This window comes from Blautia sp. AM28-27, assembly GCF_003480905.1.
GTDB classification, from domain to species: Bacteria; Bacillota; Clostridia; order Lachnospirales; family Lachnospiraceae; genus Fusicatenibacter; species Fusicatenibacter saccharivorans.
In genome coordinates this window covers 83,842-98,280 of the sequence record NZ_QUJK01000007.1, presented here as the reverse complement: position 1 = coordinate 98,280, position 14,439 = coordinate 83,842, and the positions used below count along the sequence as shown (strand labels likewise).

General features: G+C 47.0%; 19 protein-coding genes. 13 read left to right on the top strand and 6 right to left on the bottom strand.

The features are described 5' to 3' along the window. The first annotated feature begins 67 nt into the window (after window positions 1–67). The 11 genes from DW743_RS11155 to DW743_RS11105 all read left to right on the top strand — a co-directional run bounded on the left by DW743_RS11155 (window position 68) and on the right by DW743_RS11105 (window position 10,206). Window positions 68–988, top strand: coding sequence for an ATP-binding cassette domain-containing protein (locus DW743_RS11155; RefSeq protein WP_015533989.1), 921 nt, complete (start codon window positions 68–70; stop codon window positions 986–988). Further along, window positions 981–1,787, top strand: a complete 807-nt coding sequence (locus tag DW743_RS11150; protein ID WP_055057437.1) for an ABC transporter permease — start codon at window positions 981–983, stop codon at window positions 1,785–1,787. Before DW743_RS11155 ends, DW743_RS11150 begins: the two co-directional genes overlap by 8 nt. Before the next feature lie 14 nt (window positions 1,788–1,801). Further along, window positions 1,802–2,716, top strand: a complete 915-nt coding sequence (locus DW743_RS11145; RefSeq protein ID WP_014081148.1) for a sensor histidine kinase — start codon at window positions 1,802–1,804, stop codon at window positions 2,714–2,716. A 445-nt stretch (window positions 2,717–3,161) separates the two neighbouring features. Continuing rightward, entirely contained in the window at window positions 3,162–3,602 is a 441-nt protein-coding gene (locus DW743_RS11140; protein ID WP_033120017.1) for an RNA polymerase sigma factor, read from the top strand. Continuing rightward, complete coding sequence (locus DW743_RS11135; protein ID WP_087361314.1) at window positions 3,583–3,840, top strand: helix-turn-helix domain-containing protein; 258 nt, start codon at window positions 3,583–3,585, stop codon at window positions 3,838–3,840. The genes DW743_RS11140 and DW743_RS11135 overlap by 20 nt, the downstream gene beginning before the upstream one ends. Window positions 3,841–4,267: 427 nt before the next feature. Next, a complete protein-coding gene (locus DW743_RS11130; protein WP_117524131.1) occupies window positions 4,268–4,504 on the top strand; it encodes a helix-turn-helix domain-containing protein in 237 nt (78 codons plus the stop codon). Window positions 4,505–4,507: 3 nt separating this feature from the next. Further along, complete coding sequence (locus DW743_RS11125; protein ID WP_117524129.1) at window positions 4,508–5,812, top strand: tyrosine-type recombinase/integrase; 1,305 nt, start codon at window positions 4,508–4,510, stop codon at window positions 5,810–5,812. 370 nt (window positions 5,813–6,182) lie between these two features. Next, on the top strand, window positions 6,183–7,619 hold the full coding sequence (gene purF, locus DW743_RS11120) for an amidophosphoribosyltransferase (protein WP_117761558.1): 1,437 nt from the start codon (window positions 6,183–6,185) through the stop codon (window positions 7,617–7,619). A gap of 120 nt (window positions 7,620–7,739) precedes the next feature. Then, window positions 7,740–9,440: a S8 family peptidase gene (locus tag DW743_RS11115; protein WP_158565941.1), complete on the top strand. Its 1,701-nt coding sequence runs from the start codon at window positions 7,740–7,742 to the stop codon at window positions 9,438–9,440. A gap of 146 nt (window positions 9,441–9,586) precedes the next feature. Next, complete coding sequence (locus DW743_RS11110; protein ID WP_022462361.1) at window positions 9,587–9,829, top strand: helix-turn-helix transcriptional regulator; 243 nt, start codon at window positions 9,587–9,589, stop codon at window positions 9,827–9,829. A gap of 92 nt (window positions 9,830–9,921) precedes the next feature. Then, entirely contained in the window at window positions 9,922–10,206 is a 285-nt protein-coding gene (locus tag DW743_RS11105; protein WP_055228247.1) for a hypothetical protein, read from the top strand. 88 nt (window positions 10,207–10,294) lie between these two features. On the opposite strand, the gene DW743_RS18155 is transcribed toward DW743_RS11105, so the two are convergent. Then, window positions 10,295–10,444, bottom strand: a complete 150-nt coding sequence (locus DW743_RS18155; RefSeq protein ID WP_172680771.1) for a hypothetical protein — start codon at window positions 10,442–10,444, stop codon at window positions 10,295–10,297. Between the two features lie 137 nt (window positions 10,445–10,581). Here DW743_RS18155 and DW743_RS11095 point away from each other — a divergent pair, with 137 nt between their 5' ends. Together DW743_RS11095 and DW743_RS11090 are read left to right on the top strand one after the other, a co-directional pair. Then, window positions 10,582–10,944: a hypothetical protein gene (locus DW743_RS11095; protein ID WP_055217741.1), complete on the top strand. Its 363-nt coding sequence runs from the start codon at window positions 10,582–10,584 to the stop codon at window positions 10,942–10,944. Further along, a complete protein-coding gene (locus tag DW743_RS11090; RefSeq protein WP_022461427.1) occupies window positions 10,941–11,240 on the top strand; it encodes a hypothetical protein in 300 nt (99 codons plus the stop codon). Before DW743_RS11095 ends, DW743_RS11090 begins: the two co-directional genes overlap by 4 nt. Window positions 11,241–11,316: 76 nt before the next feature. Here the strand turns inward: DW743_RS11090 and pgsA are convergent, their stop codons facing one another. From pgsA to DW743_RS11065, 5 genes are read right to left on the bottom strand one after another with little or no spacing between them, the layout of a single operon-like run. Next, entirely contained in the window at window positions 11,317–11,853 is a 537-nt protein-coding gene (pgsA, locus tag DW743_RS11085) for a CDP-diacylglycerol--glycerol-3-phosphate 3-phosphatidyltransferase (protein WP_055228244.1), read from the bottom strand. After that, a complete protein-coding gene (gene rimO, locus DW743_RS11080; RefSeq protein WP_055217739.1) occupies window positions 11,850–13,175 on the bottom strand; it encodes a 30S ribosomal protein S12 methylthiotransferase RimO in 1,326 nt (441 codons plus the stop codon). The genes pgsA and rimO overlap by 4 nt, the downstream gene beginning before the upstream one ends. A 1-nt stretch (window position 13,176) precedes the next feature. Beyond that, window positions 13,177–13,455 carry a DNA-directed RNA polymerase subunit omega gene (rpoZ, locus tag DW743_RS11075; RefSeq protein WP_022461424.1) on the bottom strand — a complete coding sequence of 93 codons (279 nt, stop codon included), beginning with the start codon at window positions 13,453–13,455 and terminating at the stop codon, window positions 13,177–13,179. 15 nt (window positions 13,456–13,470) lie between these two features. Then, window positions 13,471–14,085, bottom strand: coding sequence for a guanylate kinase (gene gmk / locus DW743_RS11070; protein ID WP_022461423.1), 615 nt, complete (start codon window positions 14,083–14,085; stop codon window positions 13,471–13,473). Beyond that, window positions 14,078–14,356, bottom strand: coding sequence for a DUF370 domain-containing protein (locus DW743_RS11065; protein ID WP_055218332.1), 279 nt, complete (start codon window positions 14,354–14,356; stop codon window positions 14,078–14,080). The genes gmk and DW743_RS11065 overlap by 8 nt, the downstream gene beginning before the upstream one ends. Window positions 14,357–14,439 lie beyond the last annotated feature (83 nt).

Here is a 14,439-nt window from a genome sequence, read left to right as displayed (position 1 = left end):
GCTTTACCTTTAGATTATTCAAGGAATTGTCTGCGATACTAAATAACAAGAAAGGAGCTGTGAAAAAATGAACGTAACAGTTTTTGAAGCTATCAACATCACAAAAAAGTATCGCAATACACTAGCCCTAAATCAAGTATCTATGTCTGTAATGCAAGGAGATATTTATGGGTTTATCGGAGAAAACGGTGCCGGTAAAACAACAATGATTCGTTTACTAACCGGACTGGCAGAACCTACTACTGGCAAAATTGCTTTATTCGGTGAAAGCAATAAGAAACTTGCAAAGCAGCGTGAGCGCATTGGCTGTATTATTGAGAGCCCTTCTCTTTATCTTGATATGACAGCCTATGAAAATTTGGAGGTACAACGTTTGCAACGCGGTATTCCAGGAAAAGGTTGCATTGATAATGCTTTAGCATTAGTTGGTTTGAAAGATACCGGAAAGAAAAAAGCAAAAGATTTCTCTTTGGGTATGCGGCAGAGACTAGCTCTCGCAATCGCTTTGCTTGGGAATCCTGAATTTCTCGTACTAGATGAACCAATTAACGGACTAGACCCTACTGGAATTATCGAATTAAGAAACTTACTCAAAAGACTAAATAAAGAACGTGGAATCACTATTTTGATTTCAAGTCACATTCTCACGGAACTTCATCAATTAGCAAATAGATATGGTATCTTACATGAGGGGAAACTTTTACAGGAAATTACCGCTACAGAGTTAGACAAACGCTGCAAAAAGCATTTGTTGTTGCAAGTGAATGATGTAGCTGCTGCTAGTGTTTTATTGGAAAGCAAACTGAATACTTCAAATTTTTCTGTTATGCCAGACAAAAGTATTCATCTATATGATTATGTTGAAAATGCCGGAAAAGTATCAGCGTTGCTAAGTGCAAATAACATTACGATTTATCAGTTAGCACAATCTGGAGATAGTCTTGAAACTTATTACACTAATTTGATAGGAGGGTGCCAAAATGATTAACCATTTTAAAGCTGAATTTTATAAATTGCGTCACTCAAAGATATTGATAACTATATTAGGCGTATGTGCGGCGGTTATAATGGTCTCTTTTGCACTTGGTGACATGACTTTTTTTGGAGCCGGAGATGGAACAGAAAGTGTAATCGGATTTCAAGCTAAGTGTTATCTATCTAGTGAAATACCAACGTTTCAAACTGTTGCCCGCTCATCTCTTGCATATACAGCCTTTTTCTGGATTATTGGCATTTTATTTGCAACCATATTTTTTACAAAAGAATATAATACGGGTACAATCAAATTATCTGTTGCATACGGCACTAAACGAACTATTCTCTACTACACCAAAGCGATTACAATATTGGTGGTGTCTCTGATAACGTATCTGATTTTTGTAGCTACATTTTTCGTTATTGAAATCATACAATCCGGTTACATTCCAACTGCGAGTGAAGTAATAAACCTTTTGGGATGGGCTCTTGCTTGCGGAACGGTTTTATTAGCATTAGAAAGCATTTCTATTTTTTTATGTGTCGTTATTCAAAATACAGGGATTGTAACAGGGATTTGCTGCTTATATGTATTCAGTGGAGCGTCTGTTTACTTAATGCTATGGAGTGATATGGAGACGGTTTCAATACCCTTAAAATTTTTTGTATATGGAAATCCTATGTACTATTGGATGAATTTCAGCTCTTGTCGCACAATGGGTATTATTGAGCATTTACCATTCTATTTCATAGGGTGCATTTCTCTTTTGATTGTTGGCGGTCTTATTATGATTAGAAAAGAAATCAAGTAAAAGGGAGGTAGAATATGGGTTGGGCGATTATGTTTCTTGTTCTGATAGCATTGGTCATTATCCTTTCAATTTCTTTAATTAACTGGAAAATACAGATATATAAAGTAATCGTCCAACTAAATGCTATTCTGAATAGAAAAACGAAAAAGTTAGTTACAGTGTCTTTATCTGATAGGCGGTTAGAGCATTTGGTTGAAATCATAAATCAGATTGTATCAAAAGATAATATTTATCTGGGCGAAATTCAAAAAAAGGAGAATGAATTAAAAGAGAATATTTCTTGCCTTTCTCATGATTTACGGACACCACTAACTTCCATTCGCGGATATTTGCAACTTCTATCAAGTGCGCCTGATGAAAAAAGAGCGGAATATATTTCAGCATTATCCGGAAAAGCATTGAGATTAGAACGTCTCATAGATGACTTTTATCAAATCTCTCTTTTAGAAGCAGGACAATATCCATTTTACTATGAAAAGGTTGAGCTATGCTCATTGCTTACTGAAATCCTGCTAGACAATTATTCGATTTTCAGCGTTAATGGAATTGAACCCCAAATAGAAATACCTAATATGGACATCTATCTTAATGCTGACAGAAAGGCGTGTATTCGCATTATACAAAATCTTATATTCAATGCGGTAACATCCACTACAAATAATGTTGTAATTCAACTAATTAATATCGCAGATTCTGTACAACTCTGTATTAAAAATCCTGTTGCATCTATTCCTACAGAAGAATATTCAAAACTGTTGGAACGCTTTTATGTAGCAGATGTTTCAAGAAGTAATGGTACGTCTGGACAAGGACTTTACATTGTGAAAAAGCTATTACTTATGATGAATTGTACAAATCCAATAATTGAAATACATGACCATAATTTTATGATTACGATTGATTTTTCGCCCTTACTCATAAAGAAATAATCTGCCGGACGACGGCAAAAGAAAAAAAGCCGTCGCAAAGCAGAGGTATTTTCACGCGCCATTTCTAAATTACGGCGGCTTTGATTTTCAGAGCCGCCGTTTCTTTTTGCGCGACGACCCATAGCCATATAAAACGGCGGCTTTAGGAGGTAGCCGCCATGAGCGATAAACCATATCGACAATATTCTACTTTCTTTGACTTATCAAAAAAAGCCCGACCATCGCCGGGGACACTTCTACCCTTAGATATGAACTGTCAAATCATCTGAATACCGCTTTCAATTCCCTTGCGCTTGTCTGCGTCTTGCAGACAGGCGCATTTTGCATTTTCGGGAGGTTTTTTCAAAAAAGTTTCGCTTTCATTCGGCGTTTGAAAAAATCGCCTGTATTATCCCGCGAAAAGGGGAGGTACTACCTACCTTTCGGCACGAAAGGAGGTGAGAACATGGAACCTAATCGCGTGGAATTTCAGAAGCAATGTATCTTTCAAAGTTTCTGTAAACGGGTGCTGCACAACGAAGCCTGCAACGCCCATGAGGAAATCCGGCGTCGCAGAGCAAAGGAAGTGTCGTTTTCCGACCTTGCCTTGCATGAGGAGCGGCAGCTTTACACGCTTGACAAGTATTTTCAAGACGAAGAAGCCGAGCCGAGCTATCAGCAGGCGGGAAAGAAAATCACGCCGAAGCTGTTGCTTGAAGCAATCCGCACTTTGCCGGAAGAAAAAAGGAAAGCTATCATGCTGTACTATTTCGAGGGCATGACCGACGTGGAGATTGGAAAGTTATTCAATACGTCGCGCAGCACGATACAGTACAGACGGACAAGCTCTTTTGAAATCTTGAAGAAATATTTGGAGGAACACGCTGATGAATGGGACGAATGGTAAACAATCTGACTTCCCGGACGTTGCCCTTGTTCCCTATCCTGTCATTGTGGCAGCGACAAAGGGCGACCCGGACGCTATGAAAATTGTCTTGCAGCACTTTAGCGGTTACATAGCGAGCCTTTCTATGAGAAAGCTCTGCGACGAGCGCGGAAACGTCTATTTTGGCGTTGACGAGGATATTCGCCAACGGCTGCAAGCAAGGCTAATGAGGGCAATCCTCACATTTAGGGCTGAATAGCTGCACCGATACCGAAACGTCTTAACCCCTTTTTCGTTTCGTATCAATCCGCAGCAGCCCCGTATGTTCCTTGACAAAGAAAGCGACGCAAGATAACGGCGACGCAGTATAGGGCAAACCGGGTACGTCCTTTTTGCGCCGAGCCATACAGAGGGTGCGCCATGACGCTATTCCCCTATCGGGAAAAGCCGAGCGAGAAACACCACGATGGAAAGCAAGTTAGCAGCTTGCGGGCGACGACACGCATTGAGGGGAGATAAGCCTTTACAGCCACAGTCCGAGCGTTCAGAGCGTCGCAGGCAATGGGTAAAGCTGCCTTAAATGAGCAGGGGTGCAATTCCCGCGAGGTTGTGCTAACAGCCGCCCGGTTAAAGCCCACTTTTTGTAACTTGACTTTTTAGCCATTTATGAAAGGGGGTATTTTCCTATGGCAAAAAAGGAAACAACAAGCCCCGCTATCCCTGTATTCCCTATGTTAAAGACCGTTGAGCAAATGAGCAAGCTTAGCGGTATCGGGGAAAATAAGCTGCGCGAGCTTATGGATAGCGGCGAGCTTGAATATATACAGAATGGAAACCGCCGTTTGATAGCTGACGCTGCAATCTGGGACTGGTATCACAGGGCAAAGACGACAGCGAAGCCCCCGGCACGACAGGGAGGTTAAGCTATGGCTATATCAACAAGGCAGGTTAAGAATAAACGCGACAGCAACGGCGTACTGACCGGGCGACCGGGAACAGTTTACGACGTGAATATCAAGTACACCGCCCCGAATGGGGAAAAGAAAACCTATTCCAAAAAGGGCTTTCCGACAAAAAAGGAAGCAACGCAGCATGAAGCAGAGATGAAAGCAAAGCTCCATAATCCGGGGCAGATTGCGTCTATCGCTTCACAGCGGAAACAGACCGTTGCAAGCTATCTGAATGAATGGGTGGAAAGCTATGCAAGAGTGAACTTGCGCCCCTCTACTTACGACGGGTACAAAAAGACGATTGCAAACTATATCAATCCCTATATCGGCGGCGTTGCCCTTAATCAGCTTACCCCCGCTATGGTAGACAAAATGTTTCAGCAGATTATTGACAAAGGCTTGAAACCGTCCACCGCAGCCGGGGCAAAGCGTGTTTTGAGCGTGGCGTTGAGCCATGCCCGGAAATACCGCTATATCGAAACAAACGCAGCAAAGGACACGCTTACGAAGTTTGGAAAGAGCGACAAGACCCCCGACCCTTATACGCCGGAACAGGTAAAAGCCCTTATGCAGCGCGTCGAGGGTACCGTTTGGGAAATGCCCGTTATCTTAGGCGGGCTTTACGGTATGCGCCGTTCTGAAATCCTGGGCTTGCGCTGGCGTAATGTGGATTTGGAAAACAACACCTTTGACGTTTCCGAGCAGCTACCCTTTAAGGTGCCGTCGAAAACAAAAGTCATTGAGGAAATGGCACCGCCGAAATCCAACGGGCGAAAGCTGCCTATCACAGAGCTTGCCCGCCCGTTCTTCCTCAAACAGTTTGCTATGCAGGAAGCGCAGCGCGAACAGGCAGAAAAAGACGGAAAACCATACTATGACAATGACCTTGTTGTAGCGAAGCCGGACGGTTCCCCTATCTCCGCGTCGTGGGTATCTTCCCAGTTTGGAAAACTGCTTGAAGATTTGGATATGCCGCATATCCGCTTTCACGATTTACGCCATACGGCGGCTACGAATATGCACCAACTGACAGGCGACTTCTACACCGTAGGCGAAGTGTTAGGACATACGCTTGCGGGTATCGGCGTATCGCTTGGACTGTCTATGAACTTTGAAGCTGTTACCGCCCGTTATGTGGACGTGCGGCTTGAACGCAAGAAAGAAGTCTTAGACGCTTATCATGGGGCGGTCAAACAGTCTGACCCGGCAAAGGCAGAGAAAGCCGAGCCGAAGAAAGCAAAGAGCGCGGCAAAGAAAAAGAGCAGCGATTTAGAGCTTTAACCGCTGTATCTCTTTACCGCTTCTTATATCGTTTTATAGCCCCGCGTGGGATTTGGGCACCATTTGGGCACCATTTACCGAAAAAGCACCACTAATACAGGCGATAAAAGAAACGCCGAGAACCCGCAAAAACATAGAGTTTATGCGGGTTTCCGGCGTTTTCTAATCCCTCAACCGACCTAAAATCATCTTGCGGCAGAGAGAAAAATTCTACTATTTTTTATTATTTTCGACATTTTCCACGAAATCCTAAATTTCTGCACCATATTTTATACATATCACGATTTTCTTGACATCATCCGCAAAAATGAGTATGATAATCAATGTTTTTAAAACATGCAGGTCTACAACTGAAAAAAGGAGAATACCTATGCAGCCATCGTCAAACAATTGTTATGATACCGGTCTCCGGGAGGAATGTGGTGTTTTCGGCATTTACGATCTGGATGGTGCCGACGTCAGTCCTTCGATCTACTATGGCCTTTCCGCCCTGCAGCACAGAGGACAAGAGTCCTGCGGAATTGCCGTCTCTGACACCAGCGGTCCAAAGGGCCATGTGAAATCCTACAAAGGCCTTGGCCTTGTCAACGAAGTTTTCAAAGAATCCAAATTAGAAGAGCTGTCCGGCAATATCGGCATCGGCCATGTCCGGTACTCTACCACCGGTTCCACTACCGTAGAGAATGCACAGCCGCTCGTTCTGAATTATCTGAAAGGCTCCCTCGCCCTTGCGCACAACGGAAATCTGGTCAACGCTATGGAACTGCGCGAGCAGATGGAAAACACCGGCGCAATTTTTCACACTTCGATTGACTCTGAAATCATCGCCTACGGCATTGCGCGGGAACGCGTTCATTCCAAAACGGTAGAAGAAGCGATTCTGCGCACGGTAAAAGAAATCCGCGGCGCCTATGCCCTTGTCATCATGAGCCCGAGAAAACTCATCGGCGTGCGCGACCCATACGGCTTAAAACCGCTCTGCATCGGAAAGCGGGACAACGCCTGGGTTCTCGCCTCGGAAAGCTGCGCCCTCACTTCGATCGGCGCTGAATTCGTCCGCGATGTCGCTCCGGGAGAAATTGTAACGTTTGACAAAACCGGAAATCTGAAATCCGAATTTATGCCGGTTGACGTAAAAAAAGCGCATTGTATTTTTGAATATATTTATTTTGCCCGCCTCGACAGCAAAATAGACAACATCAGTGTCTATGAAGCCAGAATCCGCGGCGGCGCAACGCTTGCAAAGACCTATCCGGTTGACGCAGATCTTGTCTGCGGCGTTCCGGACTCCGGACTTGCCTCCGCAAAAGGCTATTCCGAAGAATCCGGCATTCCGTTCGGTCTTGCCTTCCACAAAAACAGCTATGTCGGCCGTACCTTTATCAAACCGACACAAAAGGAACGGGAATCCAGCGTAAAAATCAAGCTGAGTGTTCTGGAATCCGTCGTAAAAGGAAAACGAATTGTCCTCGTTGACGATTCCATTGTCCGCGGAACAACGATTTCGAATCTGATTACGATGCTGCGAAAAGCCGGTGCGACCGAGGTTCATGTCCGTATCAGTTCCCCGCCGTTCCTGTATCCATGCTATTTTGGAACCGATGTGCCTTCCAACAAGCAGTTGATCGCAAGCTCCCATTCCACCGAGGAAATCCGCCAGCAGATCGGAGCGGACTCCCTGGGCTACATGCCGATCGAAAAGCTCCAGAACATGGTCGGTGACCTGCCGATCTGTCGTGCATGCTTCGACAGTCATTATCCGATGGAAGTACCAAAGCAGGATATCAGCGCTCTTCTGGAAAGCTGATTTCGTTTTCTTTCCCCTTACCGTGCAGATCTTGCACCCGGTAGGGGGATTTCTTTTTTGAGCATGCATACTTTTCTGTATGGTTTGCATACAATACCTTCAAAAACAAAGGATCTCTTTATGGATCTTACGGACATCATCTATTCCAACGATTACATCAACATTCTGATTCAGAATTACGTGGCACAGTCCGAGCGGTACCAGATGCTCTTTCCGGAATCCAGTGCCCTTCTTACACTGAATTCGCAGTATTCCGTTCTCTTTCTCGAGCGCAGCCTGCTCCCGGAAAATCTCTTTGGTGAAATTCTTTTTACCGGACTCCCGAAACTTTTCACGCCGCTTTCCACCCTCTCTTTAGAAGTCTCCGGCATTGTACAGACGCAGAATCTCTACGGCGGCGGGTATACCGGCAAAAATGTAATCCTGGGTTTTCTGGACACCGGCATCGATTACCGCCACCCCGCCTTTCTGCGCAGCAACGGTCAGAGCCGGATTCTTTCCATCTGGGATCAGACCGACCGCACAGGCACACCGCCGCCGCAGTTTCCCTATGGCAGTCTCTACGAAAAGTCAGACCTTGACGATGCGCTTCGAAGCAGGGATCCTCTTTCTGTCGTTCCGGTCACGGATCCGGACGGACACGGAACATACGTCGCCGGAGTCGCTGGCGGTACTCCGAATGCGTCCGCCGGCTTTCTCGGTGCTGCACCGGAAGCCGATTTCGCTGTTGTTAAGTTAAAACCGGCGAAACAGAATCTGAAAGACTTTTATCTTGTCTCCACCAATGCTCCTGTCTTTGAAGAAGATGATCTTCTCTCTGCGATGCGTTTTCTAAACGAAGTCGCAGCCAGGGAGGGAAAACCACTGGTCATCTGTCTGGCACTTGGAACAAATCAGGGAAGTCATTCCGGAACCCTTCCCATCGCTCTGACGCTGGCGCGCTACGGAAATACGCCGGGCATTATTCCGGTCTGCGCCACCGGCAACGAGGGAAACGCCGCTCACCATTATTATGGCTCCGTATCCGAAAATGACTCCCCGAAAAATGTGGAGTTTCTCGTTTCCGAAGGCAGCCGCGGTTTTGTCCTGGAGTTCTGGGGACAGGTTCCGCAGCTTTTTTCCGTCGGATTCCGCTCTCCCGGCGGAGAAACGATTCCGCGGATTCCCGTCTCTTTGACTCAGGAACAGAGGATCACCTTTGTTCTGGAACGCACCGTCATCTACGTCAACTACGAAGTCGTTCAGACGACGACCGGCAGCCAGCTCATCCTGATCCGCATGCTGGATCCGACGCCCGGCATCTGGACACTTCAGGTTTACCGCGCCTTTCCTTCCCCGCCCGATTTCCACGTCTGGCTTCCGATTACCGGATTTTCCACTTCCGATGTGATCTTTCTGGAACCCGACCCGTACACGACACTGACGACACCCTCCGCCACCGTTCCCGTTCTGTCTCCCTCCACCTATCAGGCATCCAATAACAGTTTTTCACCGGAATCCGGACGCGGCTTTACCCGGCTTGGTGAAATCAAACCCGATTTTGCTTCCCCCGGGATTTCCGTCACCGGACCGGGACCAGCAGGCTCCTACGAAAACCGGAGCGGCGCAAGCGCGTCCGCTGCTATTACATCCGGTGCTGCCGCTCTCTTCCTGCAATGGGGCATTCAACGCACCCCATCCCGCTATTTTACGGCGCAGGAGCTGAAAAACTATCTGATCCGCGGCGCTGGCCGAACTGATACCATTACTTATCCAAGCCGCGAGTGGGGATACGGAAGATTGCAGTTATATCAGAGCTTTCTAAGCCTTATGACAAACTGATTTTCCCGCTCACAGGTTTGCTTCTATGGTATATCCGTTTGTTGATGCAAACTTTTAATGTGCAACTGCCTTGTTTTTGATTGTTTTCCGTTGTATCATTACGTATTATCATTATATTTATAAAACTAAAAGGGGGATTCCTGACTATGAATTACGAACGCTTGAACGATCTTCGCCTTCTTGGACTTACGATTGCCTACTACCGAAGAGCAAAAGGAATGACGCAGGCCGAACTTGCCGAGGCGGTACATATCAGTCGTACCCATATGAGCAACATCGAAGCGCCAAATACAAAAACCTCTATTTCGTTGAATCTTCTGTTCGATATCGCTGAGGCACTTGACATTCCGGTGAAAGAGCTTTTTGATTTTCAGGGACGCAGTCTGTAGGGTCTTTGAATTTTTCTCTTTAAGAGTAACCCCGCCCGGCAGTTTTTCATATCATGAATTGTAAGCAAAATGATTCCTTTGGAGGAACAAACATGAGTGATTTAGCTGCTACAAACTGTGGATGCGGATGTGACAACGGCTGTGGCTGCGATAATGGATGCGGTGTTTCCAACAACAACCTGTTCGGAAACAATGGCTGCAGTATTATCTGGATTCTGCTTCTCCTCTCCTGCTGCGGCGGATGTGGATGCGGAAACAACAACAATGGCTGCAATTCCGACTGCTGGCTCGTTCTGATTCTTCTGTTCTGCTGCGGCGGATGGAACAACAACGGCTGTGGATGCGGCAACAGCAATAACTGTGGATGCGGCTGCTGACCTTTTTTCAGTCCTCCCAGATGTTCGGGCAGAAAAAGCCCCGGGTGCGGATCAACCGCCCCGGGGCTTTTTTCACCAGAATTCTCTTTCAGCGAAACCGTTTCGGTTTCCGTGCTTCTCTTTCCCGCTTTTCCATCTCTTCTCTTTTTTCTTTTTTTCTCATACATTCCAGATCTATTTCATAAAAGGCATTCCCTTCGAGTACCTGTTTTCTTTTTGCTGTTTCTTTTCCATCCATTTTCCGGCGGTCTCCTTTTTCTTTCTTCCTCTTATCATATGTTTTTTCCCGCCTTCTGTCATTTTTTCCGGCCTGGAACATAAGATAAAGAGAAATAAAAAGACAAATGCAGGAATGCTGCCAGGAAGGATCTTAATTTGAATCAGGAACAGGAACAAAATGTGGAACAGATGACACCGCTGGACCAGATGATCGCACAGGATCAGCTTCAGATGCTGAAGGCTGCCATTCCCTACGCCTCCTTCGGCCTGCAGCCCTCCCTTGCGATTTTGAGCAAATGGCTCGAGCTCCAGCGGACCATTCAGCTTTTTTCCCGTCCGGCCGACCTTTCCATGATGTCTGTTGATGCCCCGCACGTCTCTCCGCTTGAGATGCTGCAGGATATTTCCCGTTTTGCCGCCGGTCCGCAGCGGGATCTTCTCTCCCAGATGTTTCAGACCATGCAGATGGTCCAGATGCTTCAGAATATAAATCCCGGAAATGAGGAGGATCTGCTATGAGTTCGGATGATAAGCAAAACGACTGGTCGCAGGACCCCTCTCTTTCCGGAATTGACTTTGCCCGGCTTCAGGCACTGCAGCAGATGGCCTCTCAGAGCCGTGGAAAATCCCAGGCGGAAATGATGCCGTTTCTTCTCTCCCTGATGCAGGGAAATCAGGGCGGCGCACAGTTTTCCGCCTCCGAGGCGGACCTGATCATCTCTGCCATCAAAGCCGGAAAATCCAAACAGGAAGCGGCAAAAATTGACCAGATGGTACGCCTCTTCCGCTCCGCTGCTTCCGGGAAAAAACGCTGAAAAACTACAAACCAAAAAACGCTGCCGGTCTGGAATCCCAAACCGGTCAGCGTTTTTATTCTGTGCTTTTTCCTGTCTAGTTCTGCATGGAAAGCACGTTTTTATTTTTTACCAGGTAATCAATCAGAGAAACAACGGTCAGAATCAGTGCAACCCAGATCAGCACGGTATTCAGCACGGAAAGTGCCGGAATGTCGGCGATCAGAAGAATGATCATAATCATCTGGCTGATTGTTTTCGATTTTCCCCACCAGCTTGCTGCGATGACAATTCCATTGTCCGAAGCAACCAGGCGGAAACCGCTGATGATAAATTCTCTTGCGATGATAATAATAACCATCCACGCCGGAAGCTTGTCCAGCTCTACAAAGCAGATCAGTGCAGAGCATACCAGCAGCTTATCTGCCAGCGGATCCATAAACTTTCCGAAATCGGTAATCAGATTGTCACGTCTTGCAATGTAGCCGTCCAGCGTATCCGTGATGCTGGCAGCGGCAAAGATTACCAGTGCAATCCATTTGGACGCGCTTCCGCCCACGCCAGACAGCAGGAAGAACACGAAAAACGGAATCATAATTACCCGCAGAATCGTTAATTTGTTTGGTAAATTCATTGGCTTATCTCTCCTATCAGATCATATTCCAGAGCGCCGGTAATTTTCACTCTTACGAAGTCGCCGGATACGAGTGTTTCCGGTGTATTGACAAATACATAGCCGTCTACACCCGGTGCGTCCGCCTGGCTTCTGCCCACATAGGCATCCTCATCCGCCACTTTGCCCTCGATCATAACAAGAAGCTCCTGGCCGATCCTGCGCTCGCCGAGTTCTGCAGAGATATCCTGCTGCAGCTCCATCAGTTCTGCCTGACGGTCCAGTTTTACCTCCTCGTCGATCTGATGCTCCATCGCAGCAGCCGGTGTTCCCTCCTCCGGAGAGTAGGTGAATACGCCGAGACGGTCGAACTCCATGTCGTTGATAAACTCGAGGAGTTCTTTGTGCTGCTCTTTTGTCTCTCCCGGGAATCCTGTGATCAGCGTGGTGCGCAGTGTGATATCCGGCATCTCGCTTCTCAGGAAATCAATTTTGTCGATCAGCTCCTGTTTGGATGTTCTGCGACCCATGCGGCGCAGGATCTCATCGTTGGCATGCTGAATCGGCAGATCCAGGTAGTGACAGACTTTCGGCTCTTCCTTCATCGTCTGAACGAGTTCCGGATAGATGTCCTCCGGATAGCAGTACAGAATCCGGATCCAGTAGAGCTCCTGAATTTTGCAGAGCTCTTTTAACAGAAGGTGGAGAGACGGCTTTCCGTACAGATCGATACCATAAATGGTTGTCTCCTGCGCAACGAGAACGAGCTCTTTGACACCCTGTTCTGCCATCGTCTTCGCTTCTGCTATCAGTTCCTCCATCGGAACGGAGCGGTACGGTCCGCGCAGCTTCGGAATGATGCAGTAGGTACAGTGCTTGTCACAGCCCTCTGCAATTTTCAGATATTCGTAATGGCCGCCTGTCGTTACAACGCGCTGTGCGTCAATTTTCGGCAGTCCTTTCAGATCGGCATACTCCTGGAAGCGGTCGCCGCCGAGGACATCCTGAATGGCATCCAGGATTTTGTCATAGCTGTTCGTTCCAAGTACGGCGTCAACCTCCGGAATCTCCTCAATGATTTCATCGCGGTAGCGCTCTGCCATACAGCCCGTTACCAGAAGAACCTTACAGCTTCCCGCTGTACGGTACTTCGCCATTTCAAGAATATTTTGAATGCTTTCTTCTTTGGCGTCGTGGATAAAGCAGCATGTGTTTATCACGATAACCTCTGCATCTTCCTCGGAATCGGTGATCTCGAAGCCATGCTCTACCAGAAGACCCAGCATATGCTCGGAATCTACCAGGTTTTTATCGCATCCAAGGGAAATAAACAGAATTTTCATATTATTCAATTACTGGCTCCTCTTTTGTTTCCTCTTCCGCTTCAACTTCAGATTCCGGAAGGATTGTAACCTCTCCTTTGTACATCTCCTCTACGGCGATGGAGAGCGGTTTCATGCCTTTTTTCACTTTTACAAGCGGTTCAGCTCCGCCGATGATCTGTCTTGCACGTTTGCTTGTTGCAAGTACCAGAGAGTAACGGCTGCTGACAACCGGTGCCTCGTCCAGATCCTGGCCCTCGTTAATAGTTGCAATCAGTTCCTGATAAGATGGATGAATCATAATAAATGCTCCTTTCTATTTTTCCAGACTTTTTTTCATCTGTTCGATAAAGTCTTTCTGGTTGCTGCTCATGAAATGCTGGCTCTGAATGGTCTCATGCATCTGTTTTACGCAGGTTTCGAGGTCGTCGTTGATCAGGACATAATCGTACTGGTCCATGCCCTGTGCTTCCTCTTTTGCACGCTCCATTCTGCCTTTGATAACTTCTTCTGTTTCCGTTCCGCGTCCCCGGAGGCGTCGTTCCAGCTCCTCGGCGGTCGGCGGTGTGATGAACACAAGAAGGGTGTCCGGACGTTTTTCCTTGACCTGAAGTGCTCCCTGGATTTCAATCTCAAGCAGAACATCTTTTCCGGCATCCAGCTGCTCCTCTACGTATGCCTTCGGCGTTCCGTAGGAATGTTTTACGTAACGCGCATACTCGAGGAAGGCATCCTCTTCTACCATGCGGTCAAACTCTTCTTCTGTACGGAAAAAGTACGATACGCCGTCTTCCTCGCCCGGACGCGGGTCTCTTGTGGTGACGGAGATGGACAGCGCATAGTTGTCGTACTCCTCCATCAGGCGTTTCATCAGTGTTCCTTTTCCTGCTCCGGAAAAACCGGATACTACAGTAAGTATTCCTCTACTCATTTTCAGATTCCCCTCGCTCTTTTTCTGTTTCCCAGCCGCCGTTGAATCTACGGCTGATCGTTTCCGGCTGCAAAGCCGAAAGGATGATAAATTCTTCTCCGGTGATGAGCACTGCTTTCGTGCGTCTTCCCTGCGTCGCATCGATGATGCGGTTGCTTTCCTTTGCACGCTGCACCATACGCTTGACGGGCGCCGCCTCGGGACTCACCACTGCTATTATTTTATCCGAATTTACGACATTGCCGAATCCGATGTTGATCAGTTTTGCCACAATCCGTCCTTTCCTGTACCTTCTGAAGTCTTTTTCAGAAAATACATCTACCCATACGGATTTATTATAATTCATTCAGAAAG

Coding starts and splice junctions, on each gene's coding strand:
- DW743_RS11155 (WP_015533989.1), top strand. CDS start 68: ATGAACGTAACAGTTTTTGAAGCTATCAACATCACAAAAAAGTATCGC.
- DW743_RS11150 (WP_055057437.1), top strand. CDS start 981: ATGATTAACCATTTTAAAGCTGAATTTTATAAATTGCGTCACTCAAAG.
- DW743_RS11145 (WP_014081148.1), top strand. CDS start 1,802: ATGGGTTGGGCGATTATGTTTCTTGTTCTGATAGCATTGGTCATTATC.
- DW743_RS11140 (WP_033120017.1), top strand. CDS start 3,162: ATGGAACCTAATCGCGTGGAATTTCAGAAGCAATGTATCTTTCAAAGT.
- DW743_RS11135 (WP_087361314.1), top strand. CDS start 3,583: ATGAATGGGACGAATGGTAAACAATCTGACTTCCCGGACGTTGCCCTT.
- DW743_RS11130 (WP_117524131.1), top strand. CDS start 4,268: ATGGCAAAAAAGGAAACAACAAGCCCCGCTATCCCTGTATTCCCTATG.
- DW743_RS11125 (WP_117524129.1), top strand. CDS start 4,508: ATGGCTATATCAACAAGGCAGGTTAAGAATAAACGCGACAGCAACGGC.
- purF (WP_117761558.1), top strand. CDS start 6,183: ATGCAGCCATCGTCAAACAATTGTTATGATACCGGTCTCCGGGAGGAA.
- DW743_RS11115 (WP_158565941.1), top strand. CDS start 7,740: ATGGATCTTACGGACATCATCTATTCCAACGATTACATCAACATTCTG.
- DW743_RS11110 (WP_022462361.1), top strand. CDS start 9,587: ATGAATTACGAACGCTTGAACGATCTTCGCCTTCTTGGACTTACGATT.
- DW743_RS11105 (WP_055228247.1), top strand. CDS start 9,922: ATGAGTGATTTAGCTGCTACAAACTGTGGATGCGGATGTGACAACGGC.
- DW743_RS18155 (WP_172680771.1), bottom strand. CDS start 10,444: ATGGATGGAAAAGAAACAGCAAAAAGAAAACAGGTACTCGAAGGGAAT.
- DW743_RS11090 (WP_022461427.1), top strand. CDS start 10,941: ATGAGTTCGGATGATAAGCAAAACGACTGGTCGCAGGACCCCTCTCTT.
- pgsA (WP_055228244.1), bottom strand. CDS start 11,853: ATGAATTTACCAAACAAATTAACGATTCTGCGGGTAATTATGATTCCG.
- rimO (WP_055217739.1), bottom strand. CDS start 13,175: ATGAAAATTCTGTTTATTTCCCTTGGATGCGATAAAAACCTGGTAGAT.
- rpoZ (WP_022461424.1), bottom strand. CDS start 13,455: ATGATTCATCCATCTTATCAGGAACTGATTGCAACTATTAACGAGGGC.
- gmk (WP_022461423.1), bottom strand. CDS start 14,085: ATGAGTAGAGGAATACTTACTGTAGTATCCGGTTTTTCCGGAGCAGGA.